An 18,698-nucleotide genomic window follows, 5' to 3' on the forward strand; every position below is an offset into this window, starting at 1 on the left:
GAGCGTCAGCGGGTCGCGGGAGGCGGCGCCCCGCCGGGGTCGTCGGTCGCCGTGCGGGCCAGCCCCGTCTCCCAGGCCCACGCCGCGATCTCCACCCGGTTCCGCAGCCCGAGCTTGTTCTGGATGCTCGTGAGGTGGCTCTTGACCGTGCTGAGGGAGATGAAGAGCTCGGCGCCGATCTCGGCGTTGGTCCGGCCGACCGCGACCGCTCGGATGACGTCGGTCTCACGGTCCGACAAGGGGGTGGCCGGTGCCGTGCGCGTGGCGGCGGCCGGCGGCACCAGGCGCAGCAGGCGCGTGGTGAGCCGGGGCGAGATGAGGGTGTCGCCGTTCTGGGCGGCGTACACGGCCTCGACGAGGAGCGCCGGGCTGGCGCCCTTGAGCACGAACCCGGCGGCCCCGGCGTGGATGGCGCCGTAGAGGTACTCGTCCAGGTCGAACGTCGTCACCACGATGACCTTGGGCGGGTCCGGCCGGCCCGGCCCGGCGAGGGCCCGCGTGACCTCGATGCCGTCGAGCCCGGGCATCCGGATGTCGACGAGGCAGACGTCCGGACGCAGCGCCCGGGCCTGTCGGATCGCCTCGTAGCCGTCCTCCGCCTCACCGACTACGGTGATGTCGGAACGATCCTCGAGGATGAGGCGCAGCCCGTGCCGGATCATCGCCTGGTCGTCGGCGACCAGCACGCGGATCGTCATCGGGCCACCGCCGGGTGCGGCAGGGTGGCGCGGACGGTCCACCGGTTGTCCTCCCCGTAGCCCGCCTCGAACCGGCCACCGAGTGCCTCGACGCGTTCGCGCAGGCCGACGAGGCCGTGGCCGCCGGAGGTCGTCGGTCGCGGCGCCGCGGCGCCGCCCGCGTCGTCGGTGATGATCGCGCGCACCTGTGACGGCCCGTCCTCCACGGTCAGCGTCACCGTCGAGGCGTGCGGTGCGTGCAGGGCCACGTTGGTGAGCGCCTCCTGCACCACCCGGTACACCGTCGTCGCCACCTCGGGCGGCCAGGCCGGCGACGGGGCGTCCGGCAGGTGCGCCACCACGCTCGGGCCGTGGGCGGCGAAGCGGGACACCAGCTCCGCGAGCTGCTCCGGGCCGGCGGTGACGGGCGCGGCGTCGTCGTTCTCGCGCAGGATGCCGACCACCCGACGCATGGCGGCGAGGGCGTCGGTACCCGCCGCCTCGATGTCGGACAGCGCCGTGGGCACCATCTCCGGCCGCGTCTCGGCCACGACGAGGGCCGCCTGTGCCTGGACAACGATCCCGGCCACGTGGTGCGCGACGACGTCGTGGAGCTCCCGCGCGAGCTCGAGCCGCTCCTCGCGCCGCACGTCGTCGAGCTCCTGCCGCCGCCGGGCGTCGTCGAGCCGCAGCCACGTGCCCACCGCCAGCGCGAGGCCCCAGGCGACCAGGCTCGCCAGGGCGAGGGGGAGGACGTCCTGGGACCGCGTGGCGGCGGACCGGCCGACGGTCAGCACGACGGCTCCGGCGAGGCCGAGCAGTCCTGCCGCACGGGGTCCGGCGACCCGCACGGCGGCCGCCCCCAGCACCAGGAGCGCCACCGTGCCCGCGAGGCCGGGCTGCGACGGCAGCCGCCAGGCGTCACCGGCGATCGCGGCCGCACCCGCCAGCGCCAGCGCCGCCGCGGCGCTGCGTACGGGACTGCGGGGACCCAGCAGCGCGAGGCCGGCGAGGACCACCCCGGTGACCAGGCCGAGCACCCACCGGCCGGAGCGGAGGCCGGCGCCCACGCCGGCGACGTCGAGGAGGAGCTGGATCCCGAGCGCCACGGCGAGGACGGCCGCGACCACCACGGTGGTGATCGCCCTCCGATGCGTGGCTGTCCGGTTCATGTCTCACCAGGCTAGGCGGGGCCGATGCCCCGGACACCGGCCGAAAGGACGACGGCAACGGCGCACCTCCGGCTGTTCGGCCGATGTGACGGTCCCCAGGCGGCAGCCAGGCTCCTGCCCATGACGACGGCTACCCCCCTCATCCACCTCCGCGGCGTGAGCAAGAGCTACGGGCCACGGACCGCGGTCAGCGACCTGAGCTTCGACGTGCCCGCCGGCTGCGCCTACGGCTTCCTCGGCCACAACGGTGCCGGCAAGACGACGGTGATCCGGATGCTCCTCGGCCTCACCTCGCCCGACACCGGCACCGTGCACCTCGATGGCCACCCCGTCGACTCGGACCGCCTCGCCGCGCTCGGTCGTGTGGGCGCCATCGTCGAGGAACCGCGCTTCCACCCGCACCTCACGGGGTGGGAGAACCTGCGGGTCGTCGCCGCGGTCCGCGGCCCGCAGGCCCTGCGCCGGATCGGGCCCGCGCTCGAACGGGTGGGCCTGGCCGACCGGGCACGGGACCGGGTCGCCGCCTACTCGCAGGGGATGCGGCAGCGCCTCGGCATCGCCCGCTGCCTGCTGGTGGACCCCAAGCTCATCGTGCTCGACGAGCCGACCAACGGGCTGGACCCGGGCGGGATCCTGCAGCTGCGCCAGCTCGTCGCCGCGTTCGTCGCCGAGGGCCGCACCGTGTTCGTCTCGTCGCACGTGCTCGACGAGATCGAGCGGGTGTGCCAGTACGTGGCCGTCATCGACCGGGGCCGGCTCGTCGCCGAGGGCCCCGTGGCCGAGCTCGTCGGCGGGAGCGCGACGGAGTACGACCTGGTCTGCCGCGACCAGCAGGCCGCCCTCACCGTGCTGTCGACGCACCCGGCGGTGACCTCGGCCGCACCGAGCGGGGGCGCCATCCGCGTGACCCTCGGCGACCCGCGCGCGGGCACGGGCCTGGTCACCTGGCTGGTGCGCTCGGGTGTCGACGTCGTCAGCCTCACACCCGTCCGCCACAGCCTGGAAGACCGCTTCCTGTCCCTCACGTCCCGAGTCGGAGACCAGCACGCATGAACCGCACCCTCGTCCGGCAGATGATCGGCGCCGACCTGCTCAAGCTGCGCCGCCACCGGCCCACCATGGCCGCCGCGGCGGCGCTGTCGGTGGGCACCAGCGCGCTCTACATGCTCTTCATCCTCGCGCGCCACGGGTGGCACCTGCCCGCCACCCAGCTCCTCGACGACGGGACCACGCTCATGGGTCTCTACTTCGGCCCGATGGCCGCGGTCCTCGTCGGGACGCAGGCCGGGGTCACCGACCTCGCCAACCACGTGTTCCGGGACCTCGCGGCGACGGGACGCTCGCGCGTGCTGCTGTTCCTCACCCGGGTCCCGGCGGCGGTGCTGCTGGCGCTGCTGTTCACGCTCGCCGGGTTTGCCGTGAGCACGGCGGCCGCGTACGCCTTCCACGGCGCCGGGCCGGGGCCCGACCTAGCGCTGGTGCTCCGGTCCGGCGCCTGGGTGGCGTTGGCCACGGCGGTGCTGACCACCCTCGCCGTCGGCGTCGGGTCGCTCACCGGCTCGGCGTCGATCACGCTCGTCGCGGTCATCGGATGGCAGACGATCGTCACCGGCATCCTCTACATCGCGGGCTTCCTGGGGAACCTCCGGTGGGCGGTGCTCTCGATCGCGCTGAGCCGGTTCCTCCCGGCCGCGCAGATCGGCACCCGTGCCCACCCTGGCTCGTCGAACGCGCTCGTGAACTACAAGGTGCCGATGCCGGCCGCGGTCGCGGCGCTGGTCATCGTGGCGTGGGTGCTGGTCCCGTCGGTCCTCGGCGCCTGGCGGACGGCGCACCGGGACGTCTGAGCGGTGGGCAGGCCGCGGCCCTCACGCCTGCGGCAGGTGCGTCCCGGTGAGCTCCTCGGCGACGGCCCACAGCCGCGCGGCCGTGGCGAGCGAGCGCGCCGGGCGCGGGAACCGGGCCACCGTCGTCGGGCCGATGAGGCCCAGGCGGCGGCCGGGGCCGTAGTAGGTGCCCTGCCGCGCGTCCGGCGAGGTGGCCGCGACGAGGATCGGCTCGGCGCCGGACTCGACGCCCTGCACCGGTAGCAGCGAGCGCCACGGTGCCGGCCGGCGGGCGGCCGTGCCGGCGGGCGGGTGCGACAGCGTCCAGCCGGGGTGGGCCGCGGTGCTGAGCAGGGGCCAGCCGCGCTCGTCGGCCACCGCCGCGAGGTGGCGCGCCATGAGCAGGTCCGCGAGCTTGGAGCGCGCATACGCGCCGTTGGGGGAGTAGGAGCGACGCCACTGCAGGTCGTCGAACCGGATCCGGCCCCACGTCGCGGCGGCGCTGCCCATGGTGGCCACGCGCGGCGCGGGGGAGCGCAGCAGCAGGGGCAGCAGCAGGGTGGTCAGCGCGAACGGGCCGAGGAAGTTGGTGCCGAGCTGGAGCTCGAAGCCGTCCACCGTCTCCTCGCGCCGCCGGGGCGCGTGCACCACGCCGGCGTTGTTGACGAGCGCGTGCAGCGGCCGGCCGTCGGCCAGGAGGGGGTCGGCGAAGGCGCGGACCGAGGCGAGGTCGGCCAGGTCCAGGTGGCGCACCTCGACGTCCGCGGCGGGCGCCTCCCGGAGGATCTCGGCGCGTGCGGCCTCGCCCTTCTCGACGCTGCGCACGGCCATGACCACCTGGGCGCCGGCCAGCGCCAGGCGGCGCGCCACCTCCTGGCCGATCCCCGTGTTGGAGCCGGTGACGACGAGGCGCCGCCCGGCCTGGGACGGGACGTCGTAGCTGATGGGCACGGGCCCTCCTGACGGTGGCGGTGGTGGGGTCCCGCTCGGGACGGTACGGCACCGGCCGGAGAGCTGCGTGACCCCGGCGTCAGCGCGAGGCGACCGCCGGGCGGTCGGACCGCTCCAGCGCCGCGATGAGGGTCTTGACGTCGTAGCGCCCCTCCACACGGGCGCCTCCGACGAAGAACGTCGGCGTCGAGCGGGCGCCGCTGTCCTCGGCCGAGGTCATGTCCGCGCGCACGTGCGCGGCGAGGGCGGGGTCCTGCAGGTCGTCGAGGAACTGCTCCATGTCCAGGCCCAGCGCCGCGGCGTACGCGGACAGGTCCTCGAACTCCAGGTGGTCCTGGTGGGCGAAGAGCTCGTCGTGCATCTCCCAGTTGCGGCCCTGCCGGCCGGCGGCCTCGGCGGCGACGGCGGCCAGCTCGGCGTGCGGGTGGCGGGCGAGCGGCAGGTGGCGGGTGACGTAGCGCAGGCGGGGGCCGAAGCGTTCCCGCACCTCGCGCACGGTGACCCGGGCACGGGCGCTGAACGGGCACTCGAAGTCGAGGTACTCGACGAGGGTCAGCGGGGCGGCGGGGTCGCCGAGGACGTGGTCGCGCACCGGGTCGACCGGCTCGGCCAGCACGGTGGGCAGCGCGGCGTCACGCTGGCCCAGCACGCGGGCCGCGAACCCGAACACGAGCCACCCGATGCCGCTCGCCAGCACCAGCGAGAGCAGCACGCCGACGATCGCGTCGCGCTGCAGCGCTTCGTCGTGGAACGCCAGGTCGGCGATGAGGAGCGACACCGTGAAGCCGATGCCGGACAGCGCCGCGCCCCCGACGACGTGCCCGGTCCCCACGCCCTGCGGCAGCCGGCCCCAGCCGAGCCGCTCGCTGAGCCAGGCGCCGGCGCTGACGCCGACGAGCTTGCCGAGCACCAGGCCGGCCACGACGCCCCAGGTCACGGCCGAGGTCAGGGCGTCGCGCAGCACGCCGCCGCGCAGGTCCACGCCGGCGTTGGCGAACGCGAACACGGGCACGACGAGGAAGCTCGTCGGCACGTGCAGCGCCGCCTGCAGTCGCTCGTTGACGCTGATCACCCGGCTGAGCTGGCGGCGCGTCGTGCGCTGCAGCGTGGGCAGCGGCGACTGGGCGAACGCGCGCAGCTGGGCCGCGGCCGCGTCGAGGTGGGCCCGGGTGGGCTCGGTGGCCGGCACCAGGAGACCGGCGAGCATGCCGGCGATCGAGGCGTGCAGCCCGGAGTCGAGCGTGGCGAGCCACGCGACGACCGCCAGGGTGGCGTAGGGACCCGCGAGCCGCACCTTGGACCGCGCCAGCACGGCGATGCCGGCGAGGGCGAGGGCGGCGACGAGCATCGGCCCGATCGAGACGTGCTCGGTGTAGGCGATGCCGATGACGCTGACGGCGGCGATGTCGTCGATGACGGTGAGCGTCAGGAGGAAGACGCGCAGCTGCGTCGAGACCGCCGGGCCGACGAGGGCGAGGATGCCGAGCAGGAAGGCGGTGTCGGTGCCGATGACGATGCCCCACCCGTGCGCCACCTCGCCGGTGCGGGCGACCGCCAGGTACAGCGCCGCGGGGACCACCATGCCGCCGATGCCGGCCACCAGGGGGACGACGATCCGGCGCCGGTCGGTGAGCTCACCGACCGCGAACTCGCGCCGCACCTCCAGGCCGATGACGAAGAAGAACACCGCCATCAGCCCGTCGTTGACCCAGTGGTGCAGGTCCATGCTCGGGCCGGTGCCGTCGACGACGATCGACAGCGTCCGGTGCCAGAGGGCCTCGTACGACGAGCTCCACGGCGAGTTCGCCCAGGCCAGCCCGAGGACGGCGGCGATCAGCAGGAGGCCGGCGCTGCCCGACTCGGTGCGCAGGAAGTCGCGCAGCGACGAGGCCAGCGAGCCGCTCACGTCGTCGCCGCGCCGACCTCTGCTCTGCTGCGCCGTCATCGCCGAAGCCTACGGGGCGCCCCGCCGCCGCCTCCGGCCGATCCACCCACCCGCACCGCCGTGCGCCGCCCTCCGGCCGGGCTCCGCCGCGCGCACCGCCCCGCGCTGGCCGGGCTCAGCCGCCCGCGGCGGCGGGCGCCGCGCCGCGGCCCGCAGCGACGAGCTCGCGCACCGCCGGCGCGACCTCGCCGGCGAAGCGCCGCATCCCGTCGGGGTCGTCGCCGCCGACGACGAACACGCTGATCCCGTCCTGCAGCGCCAGGCGCGCCAGGTCGTTGGCCCCCGCGCCGGGGCCGACGTTGAGCAGCCGCGTGATCGCGGCCGGATCGCGGCCGGCGGCCAGCGCGGCCTCGTCGATCGCGGCGTTGCCGCGCGCCAGGTCACCCGGCTGCAGGTAGCCGGCCGACGGCAGCCAGCCGTCGGCCTTGCGTCCGACGAGCGACAGCATGCGGGGGCGGTAGGCGCCGAGCCAGATCGGGATCGGGTGCGCGGGTGCGGGTCCGCGCTTGGCGCCGTCGACGTGGTGCAGGTCGCCGCCGGCCCGCAGCGGCGTCCGGTCGGTGACGTCCCAGAGGCCGCGGATGACGTCGAGCGCCTGGTCGAGGGCGTCCACCGCCCGGCCCGGCGTCAGCCGCTCGCCGCCCATCGCCCCGATCGCGTCCCAGAAGCCCCCGGTGCCGAGCCCGAGGTTGACGCGGCCGCCGGACAGCAGGTCCAGGCTCGCGGCGGCCCGCGCCAGCACCGCCGGCGGGCGCAGCGGCAGGTTGTGCACGTTGCCCGCCAGCCCGATCCGGGACGTGCGGGCGGCGACCCACGTCAGCAGGGTCCACGTGTCGTGGAAGCGCGGCTGGTACGGATGGTCCTGGAACGTCACGAGGTCGAAGCCGAGCTCCTCGCTGAGCACCGCGAGCTCGACCGGCCGCTGCGGCGGCGCGTTGACCGGCGTGACGAACGTGCCGAAGCGGATCGGGTGGCCGTAGTCGGGCATGGCCCCAGCATCCGTCAGGGCCGCGGCACCCGCGCGGGCGTCACCCGACCACGGTCCCGAAGACCTTGCCGACACCCCACGTGAAGGCCATCGTCGCCGCGCCCATGCCGACGTTGCGCAGCACGGCACGCCCGGCGGGTGCGCCGCCCAGCCGGGCGGAGACGAACCCGGTGACGGTCAGCCCCACGAGGACCGCGGCCACCGTCAGCCAGATCCGCCAGCCGTCCACCGGCACGAGGATCACCAGCAGCGGGATGAGCGCGCCGACGGTGAACGAGACGAAGGACGCGCCGGCCGCCGCCCACGGGCTGGTCAGGTCGTCGGGATCGATGCCGAGCTCGGCCTCGGCGTGCGCGCGCAGCGCGTCGTGCTCGGTCAGCTGCGCCGCGACCTGGGTGGCGAGCTCCGGCGTGAGCCCCTTCTCCTGGTAGAGGCCGGCCAGCTCGGCGAGCTCGTCGTCGGGCATCGTCGCGAGCTCCCAGCGCTCCTTCTCCAGCACCGCGCGCTCGGTGTCGCGCTGCGTGCTGACGGAGACGTACTCGCCGCCGGCCATCGACATGGCGCCCGCCACGAGGCCGGCGACGCCGGCGGTAGCGATGGCCGTGACGTTCGAGGTGGCGCCCGCGACGCCGATGACGATGCCCGCGACGGAGACGATCCCGTCGTTGGCGCCGAGCACGCCCGCCCGCAGCCAGTTCAGCCGGGCCCCCAGCCCGGCGCCGTGCGGTTCCGCCGGGTGCTCTGCAGGCGCGGTGGTCATGTCCCGTCTCTCCGATCGTCGGCTGCCACAACGCTAGGGCGACCGGCGCCGCGGGGCTCGTCGTTGGGCCACGCCGGTTGCCCACGAGGTCGGCCACGCCGTCGGCGGGCGGGTGCCGGTCGCCTCCGTCGTGGTGCTCGGCCGCAGCATCCCGCCGCGGTCGCGGCGGAGGTGGCGGTGGCTTGACTTCGAGCGCTCGAAGTTTCCGATACTGGCGGACGTGCCCGAGGGATACACCATCGCCGCCGCGGCCGCCCGGTGCGGACTGCCGGAGACCACGCTGCGCTACTGGGAGGACATCGGCCTCGTCGCGCCGGTGCCCCGAGATCCGTCGAGCGGCCATCGCCGCTACCGGACCGCGGACGTCGAGCTGCTCGAGACGCTGGCCAACCTGCGTGCTGTCGGCCTGAGCATCGACGACATGCGCGCGTACCTCGCCGGCGCCGCCGACGCACCGGGCCAGCGGCGGGCGCTGTTCGAGGCGCACGCGCGGCGCCTGGCCGGGGAGGTGGCCGCGCTCCGGCTCCGGCTGCAGTACCTGGAGCTCAAGGTCCGGTACTGGACCGCGCGTGACGCCGGCGACGAGCAGGCGGCCGACGAGGTTGCCGCGGAGCTCGGCGCGGTCATCCGACAGATCAACCCGCGAGAGGCGGAATCGTGAACGGTCGCATCACATCACCCTTCGGATGGGCGAGCACGGCACGGGAGGTGGTCGAGGGAATCGACCTGCACGGCCGGTGCGCGCTCGTCACGGGCGGCGCCGGAGGCATCGGCGTCGAGACCGTCCGGGCACTGGCCGGGGCGGGTGCCGAGGTGGTCGTCGCTGCCCGGAACCTCGCTGCGGCGGAGTCGGTGGCCCAGGACGTGCGGACCACGACCGGCGGAGCCGTGTCCGTGGCCCACCTCGACCTCCTGGACCGCGCCTCCGTCGATGCGCTCGTGGACTCGTTCGTCGGGCCGCTGCACATCCTCGTGGCGAACGCCGGTGTCATGGCTGTCCCCGAGCGGCGGCTGAGTCCCGAAGGGCACGAGATGCAGTTCGCGACGAACCACCTGGGGCACGCTCGGCTCGCGGTCGGGCTGCTGCCGGCGTTGCGTGCCGCCGCCGGGGCGCGGGTCGTCGTCGTCAGCTCGCGGGCGCACCTGAACTCGCCGGTCGTGTTCGACGACATCGACTTCGAGCGTCGCCCGTACGACCCCGCCCTTGCCTACGCGCAGTCGAAGACCGCCAACGCCTTGTTCGCCGTCGGCGCCGCGCGCCGGTGGGCGGACGACGGCATCACCGTCAATGCGCTGCACCCCGGCGCGATCGCGGACTCGGGACTGTCTCGCTACTACGCCCCCGCCGTCCTCGACGGCCTGCGCTCGTCCGGGAGGTATGTCTTCAAGAGTCTCGAGCAGGGCGCCGCCACGAGCGTGTTCCTCGCGACGTCTCCCCTGGTGGCCGGCGTGGGGGGACGGTACTTCGAGAACTGCCAGGAGGCGGACCCCGACGACCCGACCGCCGCCGGCATCGACGCAGCAGGCGTGGCGCGCCACGCGCTCGACCCCGAGGCCGCGGACCGGCTCTGGGACATCACGGAGCGCCTGCAGCGCTGAGCCGGCTCGATCGGCGCGGACGTGCGGCGTCGCCGCTGGTGGACGATGCTCGGTCCCGTCCGGGCGACGGGGCCCGGCGTCGGCGAGGGGGTCCCCATGCAGCGGTCCGGCACGCCGATCGCGGGCTCGCGGGTGCTCGTCACCGGGGGCGGCCGCGGGCTGGGACGGCGCATCGCGCTGCGGGCGGCGGCGCGGGGCGCGGCCGAGGTCGTCGTCTGGGACGTCGACGGCGAGCGCGCCGAGGAGGTGACCGCCGAGATCACCGCGCACCACCGTCGCGCGAGCGCGGCGACTGTCGACATCCGGGACGCCGGCGCGGTGGCGTCGGCCGCGGTCGGCGCCGGGGACGTCGACGTCGTCGTCAACTGCGCCGGCGTCGTCACCGGACGCCGGCTGCTCGACGCCGACGAGGCGGCCATCCGGCGCACGTTCGAGGTCAACACGCTGGCCCTGTACTGGGTGACCCGGGCGTTCCTGCCGGGCATGCTGCGGCGGGACCGCGGCACCGTCGTGACCATCGCCTCGGCGGCCGGCATGGTCGGCGTGGCGCGGCAGACGGACTACTCCGCGAGCAAGTTCGCGGCGGTCGGCTTCACCGAGTCGCTGCGGGCGGAGCTGCGCGCCGAGCGCTCGCACGTGCGCAGCCTCCTGGTCTGCCCGTACTACATCGACACCGGCATGTTCGAGGGCGTCCGGACGCGGGTGCCGTGGCTGCTGCCGATCCTGCGGGAGGACGACGTGGCGCACGCCGTCGTCGACGGCGTCGAGCGCGGCCGGGCCCAGATCGTGCTGCCGCCCGCGGTGTGGCTGGTCCCGGGCCTGCGCCTGCTGGGCACCCGCGGCTTCGACACGCTCATGGACGTCCTCGGCATCAACCACACGATGGACCACTTCGTCGGGCGCCGGCCCGGGGCGTGACGGCCCACCGCGGGGCGCGGGCCAGGATGGACGCATGACCTCCCTCCAGCCCATCAGGACCGCGCGCGCCTCCGTCGCGATCGTCAACGCCTACGTCGTGCCGGTCGCCGGCGCCCCGATCGAGCGCGGCACCGTGCTCGTCGAGGACGGCGTCATCACCGCCGTGGGACCGGACGTCGTCGTGCCCGGCGAGGTCCGCATCCTGGACGCCGGCGGCCGCTGGGTGCTGCCGGGCTTCGTCGAGGCCCACGGCCACCTGGGCGTCCACGAGGAGGGCGAGGGCTGGGCGGGCGACGACGTCAATGAGATGACCGACCCGAACGGCGCCGGCCTGCGCGCGATCGACGGCGTCAACATCGACGAGGAGGGGTTCCGGGACGCGCTCGCGGGCGGCGTCACGTCCGTCGTCGTCAAGCCCGGCAGTGGCAACCCGATCGGCGGGCAGACCGTCGCGATCAAGACGTGGGGCGGGCGCACCGTCGACGAGCAGGTGATCAGCGACGCGGTGTCGGTGAAGTCGGCGCTCGGCGAGAACCCGAAGCGCGTCTACGGCGACAAGAAGGCGCTGCCCTCGACGCGGCTCGGCGTGGCCCACGTCATCAGGAAGGCCTTCGTCGACGCGCAGAACTACGTGGCTCGTCGGGCCGCCGCGGAGGCGAAGGGCGAGCCGTTCGACCGCGACCTGGCCAAGGAGACGCTGGCGCGGGTGCTGGCCGGCGAGCTCGTGTGGGACCAGCACACGCACCGGGCCGACGACATCGCCACCGCCATCCGGCTCTCCGAGGAGTTCGGGTACCGGCTCGTCGTCAACCACGGCACGGAGGGCGCCCTCATCGCCGACGTGCTGGCCGAGAAGGACGTCCCCGTCATCTTCGGGCCGCTGTTCACCTCCAGGTCGAAGGTGGAGCTGCGGCACCGGGCCATCGCCAACCTCGGCCGCCTGGCGGCGGCCGGCGTGCGCGTGGCGATCACCACCGACCACCCCGTGGTGCCGATCAACTTCCTGGTGCACCAGGCGTCGTTCGCGGTGAAGGAGGGCCTGGACCGCGAGGTCGCCCTGCAGGCGCTGACGGTGAACCCGGCAGCTTTCCTCGGGCTCGGCTCCCGCATCGGCGCCCTGGCGCCGGGCCTGGACGGCGACGTGGTCGTGTGGAGCGGCGACCCGCTGGACGTCACCTCGCGCGCGGAGCACGTGTTCGTCACGGGGACCGAGGTCTACACGTGGGACGCCGCGGCCCGCACCGGTCGGGTCGCCGAGCGGGCGGAGCGGTTCGCGTAGCTCGGGTATCGGGCCACGGGGCACGACGAAGAGCGGAGGCGCCTCCGTTCGCGGCCTAGGCTGGCGGCATGGTCGCTTACCGAAACCTCGGCCGCTCCGGCCTCAAGGTCACCGAGATCACCTACGGCAACTGGCTCACCCACGGGTCCCAGGTCGAGAACGACACCGCCAAGGCCTGCGTCCGCGCCGCCCTCGACGCGGGCATCACGAGCTTCGACACCGCCGACGTCTACGCGAACACCGCCGCGGAGACCGTGCTCGGCGAGGCGCTGAAGGGCGAGCGCCGCGACGGCCTCGAGGTCTTCACCAAGGTGTTCTGGCCCACCGGCCCGCGCGGCGCCAACGACCGCGGGCTGAGCCGCAAGCACATCCTGCGGTCCATCGAGGGGTCCCTCGAGCGGCTGCAGACCGACTACGTCGACCTGTACCAGGCCCACCGCTACGACCACGTGACGCCGCTCGAGGAGACGATGCAGGCGTTCGCGGACGTGGTCCGCTCCGGCAAGGCGCTCTACATCGGCGTCTCCGAGTGGACCGCCGAGCAGATCCGCGCGGGGGTGGAGCTCGCGCGCGAGCTGCACGTGCCGCTCGTCTCCAACCAGCCGCAGTACTCGATGCTGTGGCGGGTCATCGAGGAGCAGGTGGTGCCGGCGAGCGAGGAGCTGGGCCTGTCCCAGGTCGTGTGGTCGCCGGTGGCGCAGGGCGTGCTGACCGGCAAGTACCTGCCGGGTGCCCCCGCGCCCGCCGGCTCGCGGGCCACCGACGAGAAGGGCGGCGCCCAGATGGTCCGCCGCTTCACGGAGAACCAGGACGTGCTCGCGCGCGTGCAGGCCCTGCGCCCGGTGGCCGACGAGCTCGGGCTCACGCTGGCGCAGCTCGCGGTGGCCTGGGTGCTGCAGAACCCGAACGTGGCGGCGGCGCTCATCGGCGCCTCCCGCCCCGAGCAGGTGGCCGAGAACGTCAAGGCCTCCGGGGTCGTCATCCCGGCGGAGCTGATGACGCGGATCGACGAGGTGCTCGGCGACGTCGTCGTGCGCGACCCCGCGCTGACGGCGCAGAGCTCGCCCGCAGCGGTCTGACCAGCGGGAACGTCACCGGCGGGGGCCGGCCGTGAGCGGCCGCCCCCGCCGGTTCCGCGCTCGGCGCGGCCGCTTCCCGGGGTGGGGTGTGCTGAGGATCACAAAGTCGGGCGCGTGTCGGTGACGGCCCAGGTCGGGCGGGGGTGCTCGGCCGGCGCGGGAGCCGTGACCGCCCTCCGAGGGGCCGGCGCGTCCCGGGCGCCCGGACGGCTCACCGATCATGGAGGGCGTCCCAGCCCGTTCGCCGCACCCGTGGCGTGAGGAGTCCGCCCCGGATGCCCGTCTCGAACCATCACCGACACGCCCACGCGCAGCCGCGTCACCACGCGGGTCACCACGCGAGGCACCACGCGGGCGGTCCGGGCGGCCTGTCGGCGGTGCGCCAGGTGCTCCTGCGGAAGCCCTCGGGTCGGCACAGCCACTCCGCGAAGGGCGCCGACGTGGGCGCGTTGGGCGCCGGCGTGGTGGCGGTCTCGCTGTCCATCGGCCTCGTCGGCGCCCCCGCCGCGATGGCGGTCACGGGCAGCCTGGCGGGGACGTCCGCGCCGTCCGCCCCGACCGATCGGACCGCCGGGCCGGTGACCGCTCCCGCCGACGCCGTGTGGACGCTGCCGGACACCGACGTCCTTCAGGTCGTCATGCCCCCGGCCCCGCCCCTGACGACCGCGGCCATCAAGCAGTACGCGGCCTCGCTCGTCGGCTCCGGCCAGTTCGGCTGCCTCGACCGGCTGTGGAGCCGAGAGTCGCACTGGGACCCGGCCGCGCGGAACGTGTCGTCGGGCGCGTTCGGCATCCCGCAGTCGCTGCCGGGCTCGAAGATGGCCACCGCGGGCGCCGACTGGCAGACGAACCCCCTGACGCAGGTGCGGTGGGGCATCTCGTACATCAGGAGCGCGTACGGCACCCCGTGCGCGGCGTGGGCGCACTCCCAGGCGGCGGGCTGGTACTGAGCCGCAGATCCGCCGGATGAACTGATCGGCGGCCCGGCGTCGTTACATCGGGGAGAGACCTGACCAGTCCCGGAAAGAACGAGGATGCCCACCGACGACCGCGCGGTCCTGCGTGAGCTGCACGACCGGCACGCCGCCGCCGTGTGGCGGTTCGTCGTGCACCTGACGGGGACGAGCGCGGGCGCCGACGACGTGGTGCAGGAGACGCTCTTCCGCGCCTGGCGCAGCCCCAAGGTCATGGCCCAGGACCCGGCGACCGCCCGGTCGTGGATGTTCACCGTCGCGCGCAACCTCGTGATCGACGAGGCGCGCAGCGCCCACCACCGGCACGAGATGGGCGTCGACGAGCCGCCGGACCGCGCGGTCGGCGACCGCACCGACGAGCTGTTCGACGCGATCCTCGTCTCCGAGGCCCTGGCCGACCTCAGCGAGGAGCACCGGACGGTGATCGCGCGGGCGTACTACGGCGGGCTGAGCACCGCCGAGCTCTCCGACGAGCTGGGGATCCCGCCGGGGACCGTGAAGTCGAGGCTGCACTACGGGCTGCGCGCGTTGCGGCTCGCGCTGCAGGAGAGGGGGGTCGTGCGATGACGCTCGAGCACGACGAGGGTCTGGACCGCGAGCACGCGGCCTTCGCCGACTGGGACGGCGCCTACGTGCTGGGCGCGCTCGCGCCCGACGAGCGGCGCGCCTACGAGGACCACCTCGCCGGCTGCGCCCGCTGCCGTGCCGCCGTGGCCGAGCTCGCCCCGCTGCCCGGCCTGCTGGCGCGGGCCCGCCCGGTGGCCGACGACCCGGCGCGGGTCGTCCCCGGCACCGGCGGCGGCCTTGAGCATGACGACATGCGGCCCGCGACGGATGGCCGGGCGGCGACGAGCGGGCGGTCGGCGACTGACGAGTGGGTCGCGGCCCGTGACTGGACGGTGGACGACCAGCCCGGCGAGGGCGGCGGCCCGCGGGCGGACCTCGTCGACCTCGTCGTGCGGCGCGAGCGGCGTCACCGGATGCGGCGCCGGCTGCTGGCGGGACTCGCCGCGGTGCTCGTCCTCGGCCTCGCTGTCGCGTCCCCGCTCGTCGTGCAGCGCCTCACCAGCCACGCCACCGCCCCCGCCCAGACCCTCGCGCTGACACGGCAGATCGAGACGCCGCTGACCGCGACGGTGGCGTTGACGCCCGTGACGTGGGGCACCCGGCTGTCGATGGAGTGCGACTACCCGCCGACCTCGGGCTCGCCGGCGTACGGGCAGGACGGCACGGCCGGCGTCTACTCGCTGGTCGTGACGGACGTCGACGGCACGAGCACCCAGGTGTCGACCTGGTCCGCCCAGCCGGGTCTCGACGTGCACCTCGACGCGGCGACGGCCGTCCCCCTCGACCGCATCGCGTCCGTGGCGATCAGGTCGGCCTCGGGCACGACGGTGCTCGCGGCGCCACTCGTCGCGGGCTGACCTCCCAGACCGCGTGGTGCCGACCGCCTGTGGTCGCGTGCCGGTCGATGGTGTGAACCGCCAGCCCCCCGGCGTCGTGTACCGCACGTCAGCATGTCGGCACGGCAGACCGTCGGCCTCGGCGGGATCGCGGGAGGAGTGGCCATGAGATCGGTCATCGGCGGGCGACGCGGAGCGGTCATCGCCCTGGCAGTGGGCGGCCTGCTGACGCTGGCCGCGTGCGGATCAGGGGGATCGACGGGCTCCGGCGGGGGCGGGTACGGCGCAGCCACCACCACGCCACCTGCCGCCACCCAGGGCGCGGCGACGGGCGCCGCGGCCGGCGGGTACAAGGCCCCGCCGGGAGCCGGGAGCGCCTCGGCCGCGATGTCGGGCGACGTGCTGTCCACCCGGTCCAGCTCGCTCGGCACGATCATCGTCGACGCCAACGGGATGACGGTCTACGAGTTCGGCAAGGACACGCAGGGCGCTACCACGTCGGCCTGCACGGGCTCGTGCGCCGCGATCTGGCCGGAGGTCCACGCCGGTACGGGGACGCCGCAGGTCAGCGGCGTGACGGGCACCATCGGCACCATCACCGGCGTCGACGGGCAGAAGCAGGTGACCCTCAACGGGTGGCCGCTCTACACGTTCGCGCACGACACGGCGCCCGGCGACACCAACGGCCAGAACTTCCAGAACCTGTGGTGGGCGCTGACCCCGTCGGGCCAGCACGTCGGCTGACCGCGCTCGTCGCCGCGCCAGGTCACTGGGTGAGCATCATGCGCTCACCCAGTGACCTCTGCGTGCGGTGAACCTGTTCGGGGCCGGGCGCCCGCGAGAGGGCTGCGGCTGACGTCTGACCGAGATCGGCCACCGCGCTCCGGGGGCAACTGCTTGTCAACAACGTTGACTCTGAGTTGCGGTCGGCGGCGACCGGACCGTCTCGCCGCGGTGGCGGCGCGGGTGAACCGGGCGGTGAGGCGCCGACGAGCCGGATCGGCGGCGTGCCGACGGAGCGGCGTCGCGGTGCGGGCGAGGGAGTCGACCGGGTGCCGACGGAGCCCCGGTGGTCGCGCGGGACCCGGCCTCGAGGTGCGCGACCGAGAGCGCGGCGCTCAGGGGCGGAACGCCGGCGGGATCGATCCGGCCCAGAGGCGCAGCGCCTCGATGAGGCTCTCCGCGTCGTAGGGACCGACGAGCCGCCAGCCGTTGACGAAGAACGCCGGGGTGGACAGCAGGTCCATGAGGTCGGCGTCGTCGGCGTCCTCCTGGACGCGCCGGGCGACGTCGGCGCCGTCGAAGTCCTCGATGAAGCGGTCGAGGTCCAGGCCGAGGCGCTCCGCCACGTCGAGCAGGTCCTCGCGCTCGAGGCGGTCCTGCTGCGTGAACAGCGTGCTCCCGTAGTCGAGGAACCTGTCCTGGCGGGCCGCCGCCTCCGCCGCCCGCGCCGACTCCACCGCGTGCGGGTGCACGCGCGTCTGCGGCAGGTGGCGCCACACCCAGACGACCTCGTCCCCCAGGCGCTCGAGGACCTCGTCGACGGACCCCGTGGCGCGGGAGCAGAAGGGGCACTCGAAGTCCCCGTACTCGACGATGACGAGCGGCGCGTCCGGCCGTCCCCGGTAGTGGTCGCGGGCGGGGTCGAAGGCACGCAGCAGCACCTTGCCCACCGGCTTGCGGGGCGCGAACCGGACCATCGCCGCGAACATCGCCCAGCCGAGCAGCACGGACACCGCCGTCGCGACCAGCACGCCGAGCCGCGCCTGGGTCGCCGCTCGCTCGTCGGGCACCGCGATGTCGATGATGAGCAGCGAGATGGTGAAGCCGATGCCGGACAGCGCCGCCCCGCCGCTGACGCGGTCGAGGGTCAGTCCCGGGGCCAGCCGGCCGAAGCGGCTGCGCGCGACGAGGGCGGTCGCGCCGGTGATCCCGACGAGCTTGCCGACGACGAGCCCGGCGACCACGCCCCAGAACAGCGACGAGCGCCACGCCGCCGCCAGCGACGAGGCGTCGAGGCGGACGCCGGCGTTCGCGAGGGCGAACAGCGGCAGCACGGCGTACGAGACCGCCGGTGCGAACGAGAGCTGGAGCCGCTCGTTGACGGAGATCGAGTCGCGCAGCCGCCGCTGGGCCGCCACGGCGTACCGCGGCGTGGGGGACTGCCGGAAGGCGCGCGTCTGCGCGTAGGCGGCCTCGACCTCGCGGCGGCGCGGCGCGAAGACCGGGATGAGCAGCGCCACGGCCACGCCGGCGAGGGTCGGGTGCACGCCGGCCTCGTGCAGCCCGAGCCAGACGAGCACCGCCAGCACCGCGTACACCGGCCCGCGCCCCGTCGGCAGGAACCTCACGACCGCCACGAGCGCCAGCGCCACCGCCGTCAGGGCGAGCGGCGCCAGGCGGAGGTCGGACGTGTAGAACACCGCGATGACGGCCAGGGCGCCGATGTCGTCGACCACCGCCATCGTGAGCAGGAACAGGCGCAGCCGCGCGGAGTGCCGGGGCCCGACGAGCGCCAGGGCGCCGATGAGGAACGCGGTGTCGGTGGAGATGACGGCGCCCCATGCGTGCGCGTCGGGCGACCGGCCGGCGATCGCGAGGAAGATCAGCGCGGGCACCACGAGGCCGCCGACGGCCGCGCTCGCCGGCACGATCGCCCGCTCGCGCTCCGAGAGCTCCCCGATGGTGACCTCACGCTTCACCTCGAGGCCCACGACGAAGAAGAAGAACGCCATCAGCGCGTCGTTGACCAGGCCGTGCAGAGTCAGCATCAGCTCGAACGAGCCGACGCGGACGCCGATCGGCGTGGACCAGAACGTGTCGTAGGCGGCGCGGGCCGGGGTGTTGACCCACACGAGGGCGACGAGCGCTCCGGCCCCCAGAAGCGCGGCGGACGCGCGGTCCTGCCCCATCGTCTCCAGGCGGGCGCGCAGGCGGGCCAGCCGGGTCGGTGGCGTGGGCGGCCGGCCGATCGTCACCTCGGTCATCCGTGCTCCGCTCGTCCGGGGTGTGCGCTGCCACCACGATCAAGCCCGGCCTCGTCGTGCGCATTCCGAGCGGCGCCGCGTCAGGAGTCCGGGTAGGCCCGCTAAGAACGCGTCAAGATCCCCCGCGGTCCCGAGCGGAC

General features: G+C 74.8%; 18 protein-coding genes. 11 read left to right on the forward strand and 7 right to left on the reverse strand.

The features are described 5' to 3' along the window. Nucleotides 1–5: 5 nt before the first annotated feature. Both BGO37_RS06115 and BGO37_RS06120 read right to left on the reverse strand, forming a co-directional pair. Nucleotides 6–698, reverse strand: a complete 693-nt coding sequence (locus tag BGO37_RS06115) for a response regulator transcription factor (RefSeq protein ID WP_291753124.1) — start codon at nt 696–698, stop codon at nt 6–8. Further along, nucleotides 695–1,849, reverse strand: coding sequence for a histidine kinase (locus BGO37_RS06120; RefSeq protein ID WP_291753126.1), 1,155 nt, complete (start codon nt 1,847–1,849; stop codon nt 695–697). Before BGO37_RS06120 ends, BGO37_RS06115 begins: the two co-directional genes overlap by 4 nt. Nucleotides 1,850–1,969: 120 nt before the next feature. Between BGO37_RS06120 and BGO37_RS06125 the strand changes: the two genes are divergently transcribed. Both BGO37_RS06125 and BGO37_RS06130 read left to right on the forward strand, forming a co-directional pair. Further along, entirely contained in the window at nt 1,970–2,902 is a 933-nt protein-coding gene (locus BGO37_RS06125; protein ID WP_291753127.1) for an ABC transporter ATP-binding protein, read from the forward strand. Next, complete coding sequence (locus tag BGO37_RS06130; protein ID WP_291753128.1) at nt 2,899–3,696, forward strand: hypothetical protein; 798 nt, start codon at nt 2,899–2,901, stop codon at nt 3,694–3,696. The genes BGO37_RS06125 and BGO37_RS06130 overlap by 4 nt, the downstream gene beginning before the upstream one ends. A gap of 21 nt (nt 3,697–3,717) precedes the next feature. On the opposite strand, the gene BGO37_RS06135 is transcribed toward BGO37_RS06130, so the two are convergent. From BGO37_RS06135 to BGO37_RS06150, 4 genes are all read right to left on the reverse strand, one after another. After that, nucleotides 3,718–4,626, reverse strand: a complete 909-nt coding sequence (locus tag BGO37_RS06135) for an SDR family oxidoreductase (RefSeq protein ID WP_367188088.1) — start codon at nt 4,624–4,626, stop codon at nt 3,718–3,720. Nucleotides 4,627–4,705: 79 nt separating this feature from the next. Further along, nucleotides 4,706–6,571, reverse strand: a complete 1,866-nt coding sequence (nhaA, locus tag BGO37_RS06140; protein WP_291753129.1) for a Na+/H+ antiporter NhaA — start codon at nt 6,569–6,571, stop codon at nt 4,706–4,708. A gap of 115 nt (nt 6,572–6,686) precedes the next feature. Continuing rightward, nucleotides 6,687–7,559 (reverse strand): LLM class flavin-dependent oxidoreductase, encoded by an 873-nt coding sequence (locus tag BGO37_RS06145; RefSeq protein WP_367188089.1) that lies wholly within the window; start codon nt 7,557–7,559, stop codon nt 6,687–6,689. Nucleotides 7,560–7,599: 40 nt separating this feature from the next. Beyond that, nucleotides 7,600–8,319, reverse strand: coding sequence for a VIT family protein (locus BGO37_RS06150; RefSeq protein ID WP_291753130.1), 720 nt, complete (start codon nt 8,317–8,319; stop codon nt 7,600–7,602). Nucleotides 8,320–8,539: 220 nt separating this feature from the next. On the opposite strand from BGO37_RS06150, the gene BGO37_RS06155 reads away from it, so the two are divergent. The 9 genes from BGO37_RS06155 (at nt 8,540) to BGO37_RS06195 (ending at nt 16,315) form a co-directional block, all read left to right on the forward strand. Further along, entirely contained in the window at nt 8,540–8,980 is a 441-nt protein-coding gene (locus BGO37_RS06155) for a MerR family transcriptional regulator (protein WP_291753131.1), read from the forward strand. Continuing rightward, entirely contained in the window at nt 8,977–9,918 is a 942-nt protein-coding gene (locus BGO37_RS06160) for an SDR family NAD(P)-dependent oxidoreductase (protein WP_291753132.1), read from the forward strand. The genes BGO37_RS06155 and BGO37_RS06160 overlap by 4 nt, the downstream gene beginning before the upstream one ends. A gap of 96 nt (nt 9,919–10,014) precedes the next feature. Further along, entirely contained in the window at nt 10,015–10,836 is an 822-nt protein-coding gene (locus BGO37_RS06165) for an SDR family NAD(P)-dependent oxidoreductase (RefSeq protein ID WP_291753133.1), read from the forward strand. Between the two features lie 34 nt (nt 10,837–10,870). Next, entirely contained in the window at nt 10,871–12,115 is a 1,245-nt protein-coding gene (locus BGO37_RS06170) for an amidohydrolase (RefSeq protein WP_291753134.1), read from the forward strand. 68 nt (nt 12,116–12,183) lie between these two features. Next, nucleotides 12,184–13,194 (forward strand): aldo/keto reductase family protein, encoded by a 1,011-nt coding sequence (locus BGO37_RS06175; protein WP_291753135.1) that lies wholly within the window; start codon nt 12,184–12,186, stop codon nt 13,192–13,194. 386 nt (nt 13,195–13,580) lie between these two features. After that, on the forward strand, nt 13,581–14,144 hold the full coding sequence (locus BGO37_RS06180; RefSeq protein ID WP_291753136.1) for a lytic transglycosylase domain-containing protein: 564 nt from the start codon (nt 13,581–13,583) through the stop codon (nt 14,142–14,144). Between the two features lie 84 nt (nt 14,145–14,228). Beyond that, complete coding sequence (locus BGO37_RS06185) at nt 14,229–14,735, forward strand: sigma-70 family RNA polymerase sigma factor (protein WP_291753137.1); 507 nt, start codon at nt 14,229–14,231, stop codon at nt 14,733–14,735. Beyond that, nucleotides 14,732–15,592, forward strand: a complete 861-nt coding sequence (locus tag BGO37_RS06190) for an anti-sigma factor (protein ID WP_291753138.1) — start codon at nt 14,732–14,734, stop codon at nt 15,590–15,592. Before BGO37_RS06185 ends, BGO37_RS06190 begins: the two co-directional genes overlap by 4 nt. A gap of 144 nt (nt 15,593–15,736) precedes the next feature. Then, on the forward strand, nt 15,737–16,315 hold the full coding sequence (locus tag BGO37_RS06195) for a hypothetical protein (RefSeq protein WP_291753139.1): 579 nt from the start codon (nt 15,737–15,739) through the stop codon (nt 16,313–16,315). A 374-nt stretch (nt 16,316–16,689) separates the two neighbouring features. Here BGO37_RS06195 and nhaA (BGO37_RS06200) read toward each other — a convergent pair whose 3' ends face one another. Next, the gene (gene nhaA / locus BGO37_RS06200; RefSeq protein WP_291753140.1) at nt 16,690–18,558 is read right to left on the reverse strand and encodes a Na+/H+ antiporter NhaA; all 1,869 of its coding nucleotides are present in this window, start codon (nt 18,556–18,558) and stop codon (nt 16,690–16,692) included. Nucleotides 18,559–18,698: the final 140 nt, after the last annotated feature.

Source organism: Cellulomonas sp. 73-92 (assembly GCF_001898175.1).
Classification (GTDB): domain Bacteria; phylum Actinomycetota; class Actinomycetes; order Actinomycetales; family Cellulomonadaceae; genus Cellulomonas.

Excerpts from the sequence above, each read along its gene's own strand:
- BGO37_RS06130 (WP_291753128.1), top strand. The coding sequence starts at position 2,899 with ATGAACCGCACCCTCGTCCGGCAGATGATCGGCGCCGACCTGCTCAAG.
- BGO37_RS06190 (WP_291753138.1), top strand. The coding sequence starts at position 14,732 with ATGACGCTCGAGCACGACGAGGGTCTGGACCGCGAGCACGCGGCCTTC.
- BGO37_RS06175 (WP_291753135.1), top strand. The coding sequence starts at position 12,184 with ATGGTCGCTTACCGAAACCTCGGCCGCTCCGGCCTCAAGGTCACCGAG.
- BGO37_RS06125 (WP_291753127.1), top strand. The coding sequence starts at position 1,970 with ATGACGACGGCTACCCCCCTCATCCACCTCCGCGGCGTGAGCAAGAGC.
- BGO37_RS06145 (WP_367188089.1), bottom strand. The coding sequence starts at position 7,559 with ATGCCCGACTACGGCCACCCGATCCGCTTCGGCACGTTCGTCACGCCG.
- BGO37_RS06170 (WP_291753134.1), top strand. The coding sequence starts at position 10,871 with ATGACCTCCCTCCAGCCCATCAGGACCGCGCGCGCCTCCGTCGCGATC.
- BGO37_RS06185 (WP_291753137.1), top strand. The coding sequence starts at position 14,229 with ATGCCCACCGACGACCGCGCGGTCCTGCGTGAGCTGCACGACCGGCAC.
- nhaA (WP_291753129.1), bottom strand. The coding sequence starts at position 6,571 with ATGACGGCGCAGCAGAGCAGAGGTCGGCGCGGCGACGACGTGAGCGGC.
- nhaA (WP_291753140.1), bottom strand. The coding sequence starts at position 18,558 with ATGACCGAGGTGACGATCGGCCGGCCGCCCACGCCACCGACCCGGCTG.
- BGO37_RS06165 (WP_291753133.1), top strand. The coding sequence starts at position 10,015 with ATGCAGCGGTCCGGCACGCCGATCGCGGGCTCGCGGGTGCTCGTCACC.
- BGO37_RS06195 (WP_291753139.1), top strand. The coding sequence starts at position 15,737 with ATGAGATCGGTCATCGGCGGGCGACGCGGAGCGGTCATCGCCCTGGCA.
- BGO37_RS06150 (WP_291753130.1), bottom strand. The coding sequence starts at position 8,319 with ATGACCACCGCGCCTGCAGAGCACCCGGCGGAACCGCACGGCGCCGGG.
- BGO37_RS06120 (WP_291753126.1), bottom strand. The coding sequence starts at position 1,849 with ATGAACCGGACAGCCACGCATCGGAGGGCGATCACCACCGTGGTGGTC.
- BGO37_RS06115 (WP_291753124.1), bottom strand. The coding sequence starts at position 698 with ATGACGATCCGCGTGCTGGTCGCCGACGACCAGGCGATGATCCGGCAC.